Annotated in this window: 12 protein-coding genes; 3 read left to right on the forward strand and 9 right to left on the reverse strand. The window is 73.5% G+C overall.

Annotated elements, in window-relative coordinates; genetic code table 11:
* Together M8J74_RS42290 and M8J74_RS42295 are read right to left on the reverse strand one after the other, a co-directional pair.
* Positions 1 to 419 (reverse strand): NAD(P)-binding protein (locus M8J74_RS42290; protein WP_249841482.1); only part of this gene is annotated, 419 nt, incomplete at its 3' end.
* Between the two features lie 176 nt (positions 420 to 595).
* Entirely contained in the window at positions 596 to 1,492 is an 897-nt protein-coding gene (locus M8J74_RS42295) for a TIGR01777 family oxidoreductase (protein WP_249841483.1), read from the reverse strand.
* 38 nt (positions 1,493 to 1,530) lie between these two features.
* Between M8J74_RS42295 and M8J74_RS42300 the strand changes: the two genes are divergently transcribed.
* Positions 1,531 to 2,019 (forward strand): GNAT family N-acetyltransferase, encoded by a 489-nt coding sequence (locus tag M8J74_RS42300; RefSeq protein ID WP_249841484.1) that lies wholly within the window; start codon positions 1,531 to 1,533, stop codon positions 2,017 to 2,019.
* Here M8J74_RS42300 and M8J74_RS42305 read toward each other — a convergent pair.
* Both M8J74_RS42305 and M8J74_RS42310 read right to left on the reverse strand, forming a co-directional pair.
* The gene (locus tag M8J74_RS42305; RefSeq protein WP_107416168.1) at positions 2,000 to 2,113 is read right to left on the reverse strand and encodes an LPXTG cell wall anchor domain-containing protein; all 114 of its coding nucleotides are present in this window, start codon (positions 2,111 to 2,113) and stop codon (positions 2,000 to 2,002) included. The genes M8J74_RS42300 and M8J74_RS42305 overlap by 20 nt on opposite strands.
* 56 nt (positions 2,114 to 2,169) lie before the next feature.
* Entirely contained in the window at positions 2,170 to 3,354 is a 1,185-nt protein-coding gene (locus tag M8J74_RS42310) for a MarP family serine protease (protein ID WP_249841485.1), read from the reverse strand.
* A 478-nt stretch (positions 3,355 to 3,832) separates the two neighbouring features.
* On the opposite strand from M8J74_RS42310, the gene M8J74_RS42315 reads away from it, so the two are divergent.
* On the forward strand, positions 3,833 to 4,579 hold the full coding sequence (locus M8J74_RS42315) for a peptidoglycan recognition protein family protein (RefSeq protein ID WP_249841486.1): 747 nt from the start codon (positions 3,833 to 3,835) through the stop codon (positions 4,577 to 4,579).
* Positions 4,580 to 4,581: 2 nt separating this feature from the next.
* Here M8J74_RS42315 and M8J74_RS42320 read toward each other — a convergent pair whose 3' ends face one another.
* Positions 4,582 to 5,709 carry a lipid II:glycine glycyltransferase FemX gene (locus M8J74_RS42320; protein WP_249841487.1) on the reverse strand — a complete coding sequence of 376 codons (1,128 nt, stop codon included), beginning with the start codon at positions 5,707 to 5,709 and terminating at the stop codon, positions 4,582 to 4,584.
* A 92-nt stretch (positions 5,710 to 5,801) separates the two neighbouring features.
* Here M8J74_RS42320 and M8J74_RS42325 point away from each other — a divergent pair, with 92 nt between their 5' ends.
* On the forward strand, positions 5,802 to 6,029 hold the full coding sequence (locus tag M8J74_RS42325) for a hypothetical protein (RefSeq protein WP_058925744.1): 228 nt from the start codon (positions 5,802 to 5,804) through the stop codon (positions 6,027 to 6,029).
* Between the two features lie 4 nt (positions 6,030 to 6,033).
* Here the strand turns inward: M8J74_RS42325 and M8J74_RS42330 are convergent, their stop codons facing one another.
* From M8J74_RS42330 to aceE, 4 genes are all read right to left on the reverse strand, one after another.
* Entirely contained in the window at positions 6,034 to 6,591 is a 558-nt protein-coding gene (locus M8J74_RS42330) for a carboxymuconolactone decarboxylase family protein (RefSeq protein WP_249841488.1), read from the reverse strand.
* A gap of 8 nt (positions 6,592 to 6,599) precedes the next feature.
* Positions 6,600 to 7,118, reverse strand: coding sequence for a DUF4240 domain-containing protein (locus tag M8J74_RS42335; RefSeq protein WP_249841491.1), 519 nt, complete (start codon positions 7,116 to 7,118; stop codon positions 6,600 to 6,602).
* Positions 7,119 to 7,174: 56 nt separating this feature from the next.
* On the reverse strand, positions 7,175 to 8,149 hold the full coding sequence (locus M8J74_RS42340; protein WP_249841489.1) for a helix-turn-helix transcriptional regulator: 975 nt from the start codon (positions 8,147 to 8,149) through the stop codon (positions 7,175 to 7,177).
* 118 nt (positions 8,150 to 8,267) lie between these two features.
* On the reverse strand, positions 8,268 to 10,758 hold a 2,491-nt coding region (aceE, locus tag M8J74_RS42345), incomplete at its 5' end, for a pyruvate dehydrogenase (acetyl-transferring), homodimeric type (RefSeq protein WP_249841490.1).

The raw sequence follows: 10,758 nt of genomic DNA on the forward strand, positions 1-10,758 counted from the left end.
TGGTCGACGGCGGTGCCCAGCGGGGCGCTCGCCCGTGGCGCGGCCGTAGCGCGAGGGGCGCTCGCCAGGGCACGTACGGCGTGGAGTGCGCCCCGTGCGCCCCCCGCGCTCGCCACCGCCCCCGCCCGGTGGTGCCGGCCGTCGCTGTGCAGCAGGACGCCCGGCGCGAACGGGCGCAGCACGAGGGCGTCGAGGCCGGGGGTCAGACGTAGTTCCGGATACGCCGTCGACAGCAGTTGGCCGATGCGGTCGAGCCGGAACCCGTCGACCTTCTCGGTCGACATCCGGCCCCCCGCACAGGGGGCGGCCTCCAGAACCGCGGTCGTCACTCCTGCGCTGTTCAGCCGATGCGCCGCCGAGAGGCCGGCCACGCCGGCCCCCACGATCACGACGTCCGCCTGGTACGCGGGCTCAAGCACGTGCCCCTCCTCGAGGTTGCGCGGCCGGTGGAGACGTGATGCCCCCAACAGGCTCCAGGGATACCCGAGTTCGGGTCGAGGTTAGGGCTGAGACCGGTCAAGTGCAGTCGCGCATGGACAGGGCACGGTCGCACAGCGGTCGCATGCGGTCACGCCGTCGCTGCGCAGGGTGGCCCTCACAGGGCGGCGCGGATCGCCTGCTCGATCTCCGGGTACGTGAACGTGAAGCCCGACTCCAGCAGCCGCTTCGGCAGCACCCGCGCACTGCCCAGCACGTCCCCGGCCATCTCGCCGAGCACGGTCCGCAGCACCTGCGCCGGGACGGGGAACAGCGTCGGCCGGTGCAGCACGCGCCCCATGGCCGCGGTGATCTCACGGTTCGTCAGCGGGTTCGGGGCCGTCAGGTTGAACGGCCCGGACAGCCCGTCGGTGTCGATGAGATACCGGATCGCGGCCACCTCGTCCCGCAGCGCGATGTACGACCAGTACTGCCGCCCGTCGCCCATCCGTCCCCCGAGCCCCGCCTTGAACAGCGGGAACAGCCGTCCCCAGGCGCCGCCCTGGCCCGACACCACCAGACCCGTCCGCGCGAACACGGTCCGCACGCCCGCCTCCCGCGCGGGCGCCGCGGCCGCCTCCCACTCCACGCACAGCTCCGGCAGGAACCCGCGGCCGGACGGCGCGCTCTCGTCGACGGCCCGGTCGCCGGTCTCGCCGTAGATCCCGATCGCGCTGCCGTTCACGAACACCCGCGGCCCCTCCGGCAGCCCGGCGATCGCCTCGGCCAGCGCCGCCGTGCCCAGCACCCGCCCGTTGCGGATGCGCTCCTTGTAGGCGTCGGTCCAGCGCCGGTCGCCGACCCCCGCGCCGGCGAGGTTGACCACCGCGTCGCACCCGGCCAGCCCGTCGGCGTCCACGTACCGCCCCTCGGGGTCCCAGCACACCTCGTCCCCGGACCGGGCGGCCCGCCGCACCAGCCGCACCACCTCGTGCCCGTCCGCCTCCAGGGACCGCGCCAGGGCGCCGCCGATCAGCCCGGACGCACCGGCCACCGCGATTCGAGATCGTTCCATGGACTCATTCTCCTCAGAGGGCTCATAAGGTGGCCGTCATGGTCGTTCCCCACATACGTCATGCCACGCCCGACGACGAGGAGACACTGGGCCGCCTCGACCGCGCCGCCTGGTCCCCGCTGCACTCCGTGCAGCCGCGGCCCCGGCCGCCGTACGAGTCCTTCTACAACGAGCGGTTCGGCCCCCGTGACCACCTGGTCGCCGAACTCGACGGCACGGTCGTCGGATACGTCCGGCTGGGCTATCCGACCCCGCTCGCCTGCAACGCGCACGTCCGGCAGATCCAGGGCCTCGTCGTATCCGAGGAGGCGCGCGGCGGCGGTGTCGGGCGGGCGCTGCTGCGCGCGGTGCGGGAGGAGGCCCGCCGGCAGGGCGCCCGCCGGCTCACCCTGCGCGTCCTCGGGCACAACGCCCCGGCCCGCAGGCTCTACGAGGCCGAGGGCTTCGTGGTGGAGGGCGTGCTGCCTGGCGAGTTCCTGCTGCAGGGCGCGTACGTGGACGACGTCCTCATGGGGTGCAGTCTCTGACCTGGTCGCGGTTGGCCGCCTCGCGCCGCCGGCGCACGACCAGGAAGAGCGCGCCTCCCGCCACCAGCAGGGAGATCAGGAAGAACACGGGCACGGCAGCCTCCGGCGGGTGTGGGGGACCGGCCCTCCATCATCGGCCCGCGGACCGCGCTACGACGTGACCAGATCGCCCGTGTCCACCCCGGCCGTCGATCGCGCCGCGCGCCGGGCGTCGGCGGACACCTCGGCCGCCGTCAGCACATAGCCGGTCTCGTTGTCGGAGGTCGAGCGGGCGAAGACGACACCGAACACCCGGCCGTCCGTCGTCAGCAGCGGGCCGCCGGAGTTGCCCGGGCGGACCGTGGAGCGGATCGAGTAGATCTCGCGGGTCACCGTGGCGTCGCCGTAGATGTTCTGGCCGGTGGCGTCGACCCGGCTCGCGACCGTCGCCGCCTGCAGGTCCAGGGAACCGTCCTGCGGATAGCCGGCGACCACCGCCGAGTCGCCGCGCTCGGCACCGCGGTCGAACTTCAGCACCGGTGCCCTGAGACCGGGCACGTACAGCACGGCCACGTCCTTGTCGGGGTCGAAGAGCACCACCTGGGCGTCGTACGACGGCCCGACCCCGCCGATGCGCACGGTCGGGTTGTCGATGCCGGCCACCACGTGCGCGTTCGTCATCACGTGCTCGCGCGCGTACACGAACCCGCTGCCCTCGCGGCCCTGGTTGCCGGAGGCGCCCTCGATCTTCACCGTGCTGCGCTTGGCGGCACTGGTGGCGGCGGCCGTGACGCTGTCGCCGGTGGGCTTGGCCACCCTCGCCGTCGACTCGTTCTCGAACGGGTTGAAGACCTGCGGGAAGCCCGCCTGGGTCAGCGCGGAGGTGGCCCGGGAGAACCAGGTCGGGGTGGTGTCGGGCATCAGGTTCTGCACGGCGCCGAGCAGGGTCGAGTCCCGGATCGCGGTGGTGACCAGCGGCGACGAGGAGACTCCGACCACGCTGGCGGCGACCCACGCCACGATCAGCACGGCGACCGAGTTGGCCGCGGCGCCGCCGACGCCGTCCGCCACCCGCAGCGGCCCCCGGTCCAGCTCGCGGCGCAGCCTGAGCGCCAGCCGCCCGGCCAGTTCGTGTCCCACCACCGCCGGGACCAGCACGGTCAGCACCGCGGTGACCGTCGCCCGGGTCGTCCCCGCCGTCACCAGGTCCATCATCCAGGGCAGCACCCACACGCCGACGACGGCTCCGCCGACGAACCCGGCGAGCGAGACGCAGCCGGCGACCAGGCCGCGCCGGTAGCCGGACGCCGCGTAGGCCAGAACCACCAGCATCAGCAGGATGTCGAGCAGGTCCACAGAGCCGCCTTTCCCTCAGACCCCTAAGTACGCGCGGGACGGTCCCGATGATCAGTCGCGTGCGTGCGTGTCGCCCTCCGGCCCCCCTTCACCGGGAAAAACGTCGCGGACCAGGAGGATGGTTCCACCGGGTGGCACAGCGCACATCGCGGGCGAAGCCTTTCCGGCCGAGAGTGGACCCATGCGGGTCCGAAGATCGCGGGTGCCTCGAAGCCGGCGCCCAGCGCGCATACGCGCCACGCTGCCCCGAACCCGGGCGCGGCGCCCACTCAGGCTGCAGCGCCTGCTGCACGCCCTGCGCGCCGGCAGGACGGCCGCCCGGCAGGGAACGGAGGCACCGGCCGCCGGTCCTGCCGTGAGCGGGGCGCCGGCCGGGTCCGGGCCGGCCGAGGGTGCGTCGGGGATGCCGGCCGGGCGCAGGGTTCCCGTCGGGTGTCGTGGGGTGGGGCGGGGGTTCCGGTTGCCGCGGAGCGCGCGGATGGGGCTCGCCTGTCTCATCGGGCTCGCCGCCGTCTTCGGTCTCGTGCTGTGCGTGGACGGCGTCCAGCACGCGAACGCGGGGCGCCGGGTCCGGCCCGCCCCGGCCCGCCCGGTGCCCGCCGCGCACACCGCCGCCAGGCCGCCCATCGTGCCGCGCTCCGTCTGGCTCGACGACCTCACCCGGCACGCGCAGCCGCCCCCGCGCTACGACGACAAGGTCGTCGCCGTCTTCGTCCACCACACCGACTCGCCCAACGGCTACGCCTGCGCCGACGCGCCCCGCATCATCCGCTACCTCTACGCCGGCCAGACCGGCGCCCGCCGCTGGGACGACATCGGCTACAACTTCCTCGTCGACCGCTGCGGCACCATCTACGAGGGCCGGGCGGGCGGCGTCGACCGCCCCGTCACCGGCGCCCACACCCAGGGCTTCAACCACCGCACCGCGGGCATCGCCGCCCTCGGCACGTTCACCGCGGGCGTCCCCGTCCCCAAGGCCATGACCGACGCGATCGCCGCCCTCGCCGCCTGGAAACTGGGCGTCGCCGACATCGACCCCCGCTCCCGGGTCCGGCTGACCTCCAGCAACAGCCTCAGCCGTTACACGGCCGGCACCACGGCCACCCTCCCCGCCCTCGCCGGCCACGACGACGGCTACATGACCTCCTGCCCCGGCGCCGCCCTCTCCGCCCGCCTCCCGGAGATCAGGGCCCTGGCGGCCCGGCTCCAGGGCAGGACGCCGTAGCGTCAGCGCCGCCCGAGGTACACCCGTACCGCCCGCTGCAGCACCTTCCCCCGACCGCCCACCGGCCGCTCCCACTCCCCGAGGTACTCCACGGCCCGCCCGCCGGTGCCCGCCTTGAAGCGCAGGCGCCCCAGCAACCGGCCCCCGGCGAGGACGGGGGTGATGGAGCGCAGGTCGTAGACCTCGGCGCCCGCCGCCCGCGCGTCGCACAGCATGCGCCACAACAGGGCGCTGCTGGGCCGCAGTTCACGTCCCTGGCGGCCGGAGGCGGGGTAGGAGTGCCAGGACCGGGGACCGACGTTGACCATGAGGGCGGCGGAGAGCACGAACCCGTCGTGCTCGGCGAGGTAGAGGCGCAGCCGGTCGTCGTCCTCGGCGTTGAGCGCCTTCCACATGCGCCGGAAGTACTCCGGCGGGCGGGCCCGGAAGCCGTCGCGGGCTGCGGTGGCCTCGTACAGGCGGTGGAAGTCGGACAGGTCGGCGGCGGTACCCCAGGAGACCCGCACGCCCGCCCGCTCCGCCGTGCCCAGCGCCTGCTCGAAGTGCGGGGCGAGACCCTGCCGCAGGTCCTGCGCCGACCGCCCGGCGAGCGGGATCCGGAAGCCGTAGCGGGGCTGTCCCAGCCCGAACCCGCTGCCGTCGCCCTCCTCGCACCGCCGCCACCCCAGCCGCCCCAGCCGCTCGGCCGCGTCCAGCGCGAACCCGTCGACACCGACCGCCGGCAGATCGCGCAGATGCCGTACGGCGGGGTCGGCGATCCCCGCCGTGACGGTCGCCGCCTCCCAGTGCCGTACGACGAGCGGCGGCCCGATCCGCACCGCGAACGCCCCGCGCTCCTGGACGTGCGCGACGAGCGGGTCCAGCCAGCGCTCCAGCCGCGGGTCCGACCAGTCGATCGCGGGCCCGTCGGGAAGGTAGGCGAGGAAGCGGCGCGTCCCGGGCAGCGGGCGGTACAGCACCAGCGCCGCCGCGACGAACAGCTTCCCCTCGAACCAGCCCACGCTCTCCGCCACCCAGTCCGGCTTCACGCCGCCCCACTCGGGGATCTGCAGATGGCTCACGTCCGGGTGCAGCCGCAGGTGCGCGAGATGCTCCTCGCGTGTCAGCTCCCTCACGTACGGGCTGCTCATGGCCTCACAGGTTTCTCCCAGCGGCCTCACGGACCGTCCTGAGGCACCGTCCCTATCGTCATGCACACGCACTTACCGAAGGTGGGGAAGAAGTGAACAGTCACAGCAGCGCCACGCACAAGACCGAAGGCCGGACCAAAGGCGTGTTCGGCCCGTGGGCCGCGCTCTGCGCGGCCGCCGCCGTCGTCCTCGGCCCCGCGGCCGTCACCGCGTCCGCGCTCGACCAGGCCAACGCGGCCCCCCTGCACCACGCGGTCGCCGACCAGACGCACGCCTACATCCCGTCGGACTCCTCCCGCAGGCGCACCGCCGCGCTCTGAAGCGCTAGCGCGGGCCCTCGTCCCCGGCCAGTCCCAGGAACCGCTCCCCGGACGGGTCGACGTCCACCCCGAGCCCGTTCATCAGGCCCGCGAGCATGACGTAGTAGCCGGTCGTCGTGACGATCTCGACGACCTGCCGGTCGGTGAAGCGTGCGCGCAGCGCCGTCAGCGTGGCCTCGGACAGGGTGCACCGGGCCACCAGCTCGAAGGCCGCGGTCACCGCCGCCGACTCCGTCTCGTCGAACTCTCGGCCCGCCGAACGCCGTTCGGAGATCGCCGCCAGCTGCTCGGGCGTCACGCCCGAGGCGAGCGCGACCGGACCGTGCTGGACGGCCTCGTACTCGCACTCCGTGCCGGCCGCCACCGCCAGCACCACCAGCTCGCGCAGCCGGACCGGCAGCGTCGACTCCCGCAGCACGGCCAGGCCCATCTCGATCGCCGTGTCCGTCAGCGGCGGGGCGTGCGAGAGCATCCGGAAGGCGTTCAGCGGCACGGGCAGCTTCGAAACACCGTCGGCCGGACGCTCCGGGTACGGGATGCGGGCCATGGTCCCCCTGTTCACGTCACACGTCAGTCCCTGAACCGTTCCCACAGTTTCGGATAGCGCTCCGCCAGCGCCCGGTCGTCCTCCAGGTCGACCGGCGTCCCCTCCGGCTCGGGCGGCGCCGGCGCGATGCCGAGGTCGGGTGCCACCGTCCCGGTGAGCTCCTCGTACGCCTCGTCGGCCGCGTACCCCAGCTCCTCCCCGTCGCCGTCGAGCTCCTCGTCGAAGTCGTCCAGGAGGCCGGCCAGGGCGTCGGGATGGTGCACCGCGCTCTCGTACACCTCCCGCCCCTGCCCGATCAGCCAGCAGCGGAAGAAGTCGAAGGTGTCGTCGCCGGCGCCGTTCAGCAGCACGGCGGCGGCCCCCCACAGATCCCAGGTGTAGGCGCGGTTGTAGCGGGCCTCGAAATGACGGGCGAAGTCCAGGACCATGTCGGGCTCCAGTTGGAGCAGCCGGTCCACGAGCAGGTCCGCCTGCTCCTCGGGGTCGCCCTCGGCGGCCTCGCGGGCGGCGTCCACCAGCTCCCAGAACTCCGTCTCGTCCATCACGGGTACAGCATCGGCCCTGGGCGGGTGGGGCGCACGTGGAGTGCGGCGGATTGTTATGTCCCGTACAGGGCGGCCAGCCGTGCGGCGTCGCTCGCGAACCGCTCCCGCAGACGCGGCGGCGCCAGTACCTCCACCTCCGGGCCGAGCCCCGCGAGCTGCGCGTGCGCGACCTCCTCGGACTCCACCGGCAGGGTCAGCGTGACCCAGCCGTCCGGGCCGGGGGAGCCGGCGGCCGCCAGCGCCTCCCGCGCGGCCGCGGGGTCGACGGCGTGGGGAAGCGCCCGCGCTCCCGCTTCCGAGAGCCGTACGACGACCTCGTCCCGCAGGATCGACCGCGCGAACTGCTCCGCCCGCTCGTCCCAGAAGGCCGGCAGGTCGAAGTCCTCGTCGCGCTCGAACCGCTCCTCGCCGCCGTCGACCGCCGTGAAGCGGTCGATCCGGTACACCCGGTACGTGCCCCGCTCCGCGACCCGCCCGCACAGGTACCAGACCCCCGCCTTGAGCACGAGCCCGTACGGCTCCAGGGTCCGCTCGACCTCGGTGTCCCGGCCGCGGTAGCGCGCGGTGATCCGCCGGTCGTCCCACACCGCGTCCGCCACCGCGGGCAGCAGCGCGGGCGCCTTGGGCTCGGTGAACCAGTTCGGGGCGTCCAGGTGGAAGCGCTGGGCCGCGGTGCGGGACGCGTCCCGCAGCGACGGCAGCAGGGCCGCCGAGACCTTCAGCCGGGCCGCGGAGGCGGCGTCCTCCAGCCCCATCTCGCGCAGCGCGCCCGGCACCCCGGACAGGAACAGCGCCTCGGCCTCCGAGCGGGCGAGCCCGGTCAGCCGGGTCCGGTACCCGCCGATCAGCCGGTAGCCGCCGGCCCGCCCCCGGTCCGCGTACACCGGCACGCCCGCCTCCGACAGCGCCTGCGCGTCCCGTGTGACGGTCCGCTCCGACACCTCCAGCTCCCGTGCGAGTTCGGCGGCGGTCATGGAGGGCCGGGACTGCAGAAGCAGCACCATTTTGATGAGGCGGGCAGCACGCATGGGGCCATCATGGTGCGTGTCCGGGTGCGGGCCGTATACGGCTGGTCGCGCAGTTCCCCGCGCCCCTCCTGGGGGCGCGGGGAACTGCGCGACCAGCCCCCACTCACCTGCGGCCGAACTACAGCCCGTACTTCTCGCGCGCTTCCTTCACGGCCGTGGCCTTCACCTCGCCGCGCCGCGCCAGCTGGGCCAGCGCGGCCACGACGATCGACTCGGCGTCGACGCCGAAGTGCCGGCGGGCGCCCTCGCGGGTGTCGGAGAGGCCGAAGCCGTCCGCGCCCAGCGAGGACCAGTCCTGCTCGACCCACTGCGCGATCTGGTCCGGGACCTGGCGCATGTAGTCGGACACCGCGAGGACCGGGCCCTCGGCGCCGTGCAGCGCCCGGCGGACGTACGGCACACGCTCCTCGCCGCGCAGCAGGGCCTCGTCGGCCTCCAGCGCGTCACGGCGCAGCTCGGTCCAGGAGGTGGCGGACCAGACGTCGGCCGCGACGCCCCACTCCTCGGCCAGCAGCTTCTGCGCCTGGAGCGTCCAGTGGATCGCCGTGCCGGAGCCCAGCAGCTGGATGCGCGGGGCGTTGGCCGCCGGGGACAGCCCCGCCGACTCCGCCGTGTTGAAGCGGTACAGGCCCTTGACGATGCCCTCGTCGACACCCGCGACGGCGGGCTTGGCCGGCTGGGGCAGCGGCTCGTTGTAGACGGTGAGGTAGTAGAAGACGTTCGGGTCCTCGCCGGGAGCCGCCTCGCCGTACATGCGGCGCAGACCGTCCTTGACGATCGCCGCGACCTCGTACGCGAACGCCGGGTCGTACGTCAGCGCCGCCGGGTTGGTCGCCGCGATGACCGGCGAGTGGCCGTCGGCGTGCTGCAGGCCCTCGCCCGTCAGCGTGGTGCGGCCCGCCGTGGCGCCGACGAGGAAGCCGCGGCCGAGCTGGTCGCCGAGCTGCCACATCTGGTCGGCGGTGCGCTGCCAGCCGAACATCGAGTAGAAGATGTAGAACGGGATCATCGCCTCGCCGTGCGTCGCGTACGCGGTGGACGCGGCGATGAAGTCGGCCATCGAACCGGCCTCGGTGATCCCCTCGTTGAGGATCTGGCCGTTCTTGGCCTCCTTGTAGTACATCAGCTGGTCGCGGTCGACCGGCTCGTACGTCTGGCCCTTGGGGGAGTAGATCCCGAGGGACGGGAAGAGCGACTCCATGCCGAAGGTGCGTGCCTCGTCGGGCACGATCGGCACCCAGCGCCTGCCCGTCTCCTTGTCGCGGACCAGGTCCTTGACCAGCCGGACGAAGGCCATGGTGGTGGCGACGTTCTGGGAGCCGGAGCCCTTGTCGAAGGCCGTGAACGCCTTCTCGGCGGGGGCCGGCAGCGGGGCCACGGGGTGCACGCGGCGGGCCGGGGCCGGGCCGCCGAGGGCCGCGCGGCGCTCCTGGAGGTAGCGCACCTCGGGGGAGTCGGCGCCGGGGTGGCCGTAGGGGACCACGCCGTCGACGAACTGGCTGTCGGAGATGGGCAGTTCCAGCAGGTCCCGCATCGCCTTGAACTCGTCCACCGAGAGCTTCTTCATCTGGTGGTTGGCGTTCTTCGACGCGAAGCCCTCACCGAGGGTGTGGCCCTTGACGGTCTGGGCCAGGATCACGGTCGGGGCGCCCTTGAACTCGACGGCCGCCTTGTACGCCGCGTACACCTTGCGGGACTCGTGGCCGCCGCGGGAGAGGTGGAAGCACTCGAGGATCTTGTCGTCGCTCAGCAGCTTCGCCATCTCGGCGAGCGCCGGGTCCTTGCCGAAGAAGTCCTCGCGGATGTAGGCGGCGTTCCGCGTCTGGTACGTCTGCACCTGGGCGTCCGGTACCTCGCGCAGGCGGCGGACGAGCGCGCCGGTGGTGTCGAGCCGGAACAGCTCGTCCCAGGCGGAGCCCCACAGCGACTTCACGACGTTCCAGCCGGCGCCGCGGAACTGGGCCTCCAGCTCCTGCACGATCTTGAAGTTGGCGCGGACCGGGCCGTCGAGGCGCTGCAGGTTGCAGTTGATGACGAAGGTCAAATTGTCCAGGCCCTCGCGGGCGGCGAGCGCGAGCGCCGCCGTCGACTCGGGCTCGTCCATCTCGCCGTCGCCGAGGAAGGCCCACACGTGCGAGTCGGAGACGTCCTTGATGCCGCGCGCGGTCAGGTACCGGTTGAAGCGGGCCTGGTAGATGGCGGAGAGCGGGCCGAGGCCCATGCTCACCGTCGGGAACTCCCACAGCCAGGGCAGGCGGCGGGGGTGCGGGTAGGAGGGCAGGCCGTTGCCGCCGGACTCGCGCCGGAAGTTGTCCAGGTGCGTCTCGTTCAGCCGGCCGTCGAGGAAGGCGCGGGCGTAGATGCCGGGGGAGGCGTGGCCCTGGATGTAGAGCTGGTCGCCCGAGCCGTCGGCCTCCTTGCCGCGGAAGAAGTGGTTGAAGCCGGTCTCGTAGAGCCAGGCCGCGGAGGCGAAGGTGGCGATGTGGCCGCCGACGCCGTACTTGCTGCCCCGGGTCACCATCGCGGCCGCGTTCCAGCGGTTCCACGCGGTGATACGGCGCTCCATCGCCTCGTCACCGGGCACGGCCGGCTCGGCGGCGGTGGGGATG

The sequence above is a fragment of the Streptomyces panaciradicis genome (genome assembly GCF_023516615.1).
GTDB lineage: Bacteria > Actinomycetota > Actinomycetes > Streptomycetales > Streptomycetaceae > Streptomyces > Streptomyces panaciradicis.

Coding starts and splice junctions, on each gene's coding strand:
- M8J74_RS42340 (WP_249841489.1), bottom strand. CDS start 8,149: ATGCGTGCTGCCCGCCTCATCAAAATGGTGCTGCTTCTGCAGTCCCGG.
- M8J74_RS42300 (WP_249841484.1), top strand. CDS start 1,531: ATGGTCGTTCCCCACATACGTCATGCCACGCCCGACGACGAGGAGACA.
- M8J74_RS42295 (WP_249841483.1), bottom strand. CDS start 1,492: ATGGAACGATCTCGAATCGCGGTGGCCGGTGCGTCCGGGCTGATCGGC.
- M8J74_RS42335 (WP_249841491.1), bottom strand. CDS start 7,118: ATGGACGAGACGGAGTTCTGGGAGCTGGTGGACGCCGCCCGCGAGGCC.
- M8J74_RS42320 (WP_249841487.1), bottom strand. CDS start 5,709: ATGAGCAGCCCGTACGTGAGGGAGCTGACACGCGAGGAGCATCTCGCG.
- M8J74_RS42315 (WP_249841486.1), top strand. CDS start 3,833: ATGGGGCTCGCCTGTCTCATCGGGCTCGCCGCCGTCTTCGGTCTCGTG.